At 53.9% G+C, this 1,418-nt stretch carries 2 protein-coding genes; both read right to left on the bottom strand.

What is annotated here, in order from left to right:
- Window positions 1–216: 216 nt before the first annotated feature.
- On the bottom strand, window positions 217–1,080 hold the full coding sequence (tsf, locus tag ACIQY3_RS33685) for a translation elongation factor Ts (protein ID WP_403028865.1): 864 nt from the start codon (window positions 1,078–1,080) through the stop codon (window positions 217–219).
- 192 nt (window positions 1,081–1,272) lie between these two features.
- A partial coding sequence (locus ACIQY3_RS33680) for a 30S ribosomal protein S2 (protein WP_403028895.1) occupies window positions 1,273–1,418 on the bottom strand: 146 nt, incomplete at its 5' end.

Genomic DNA, 1,418 nt, shown 5'->3' with positions numbered 1-1,418 from the left:
AGCCATTGCGAATCTCTCCTGCGGCGTATTTTAAAAATTCTTTGCGAGCTGTTTACAGCTGGCGTTCACTCTAGCTTGGCGCTGCTTCAGCGCCATCGGAACATGGCTTTGTAAGCCAGTTCCAAAGGGAAACCAATAAAAATTGGCAGCCCATCTGAAAAGAGGCTGCGCGCGTAAGCGGGCAGCCTCTTCAGGGCGACAGTTATAAAAACCGTCTTATTGCTTGGCGGCAGCCAGCTGGGCAGCAACTTCTTCAGCGAAGTTGTCGACCGGCTTCTCGATGCCGTCGCCTACTTTGAAGTAGGTGAAGGAAACGATTTCAGCACCGGCTTTCTTGGCCAGGTCGCCAACCTTGATTTCAGGGTTCTTGACGAACGCCTGCTCAACCAGGCTCGCTTCAGCCAGGAACTTGCTGATACGGCCTTTGACCATGTTTTCAACGATGTTTTCTGGCTTGCCAGCGATCTTGTCAGCGTTGAGGGTCAGGAACACGCCTTTCTCGCGCTCGACCGCTTCAGCGGAAACTTCCGATGGCAGCAGGAATTCAGGGTTGGTTGCCGCTACGTGCATAGCGATGTCCTTGGCCAGCTCAACAGTGCCGCCTTTCAGGACAACTGCAACACCGATCTTGTTGCCGTGCAGGTAACCACCAACAACGTCACCTTCAACGCGTGCCAGACGACGGATGTTGACGTTTTCGCCAACCTTGCCGACCAGTACCAGGCGAGCAGCTTCTTGAGCTTCGATCAGCGGAGCAACATCAGTCAGCTTGTCAGCGAACGCTTTTTCAACGCTGGAAGCAACGAATGCCTTGAAATCGTCCTGCAAAGCCAGGAAGTCGGTCTGCGAGTTCACTTCCAGCAGAACGGCGGATTTACCGTCTTCTTTCAGAGTGATCGCGCCTTCAGCAGCTACGTTGCCTGCTTTCTTGGCGGCCTTGATGGCGCCCGAAGCACGCATGTCATCAATGGCTTTTTCGATGTCGCCGCCGGCCTTGGTCAAGGCCTTTTTGCAATCCATCATGCCTTCGCCGGTACGCTCACGCAGTTCTTTAACCAACGCTGCAGTAATCTCTGCCATTTCAAAAATCCTCTTGGATAGGTTATCAACCATTCCACCCGATCGAACGGGCGTTCAATTCTTCCCGAACCACCCTTGTAAGCCGCTGCACGTTACAGATGCTGTAGCTGCGCTGCCGACAAATGGTTTTCGAGGTGGCAAAAAGGGGGCCAAGCCCCCTTTTTGCTTACTGAGTCAACGCCAAGGCGTCAATTACTCAGCTGCTGCTACCGGAGCTTCTTCAACGAACTGCTCGGTGCCGCCAGCAACGTGGTTGCGACCGCGGATTACTGCGTCAGCCATCGAACCCATGTACAGCTGGATAGCGCGGATTGCGTCATCGTTGCCTGGGATGATGT

Source organism: Pseudomonas sp. NPDC096950 (assembly GCF_044762525.1).
Classification (GTDB): domain Bacteria; phylum Pseudomonadota; class Gammaproteobacteria; order Pseudomonadales; family Pseudomonadaceae; genus Aquipseudomonas.
Note: the sequence above shows the minus strand (reverse complement) of the source record. Positions and strands in the feature narration are given on the sequence as shown.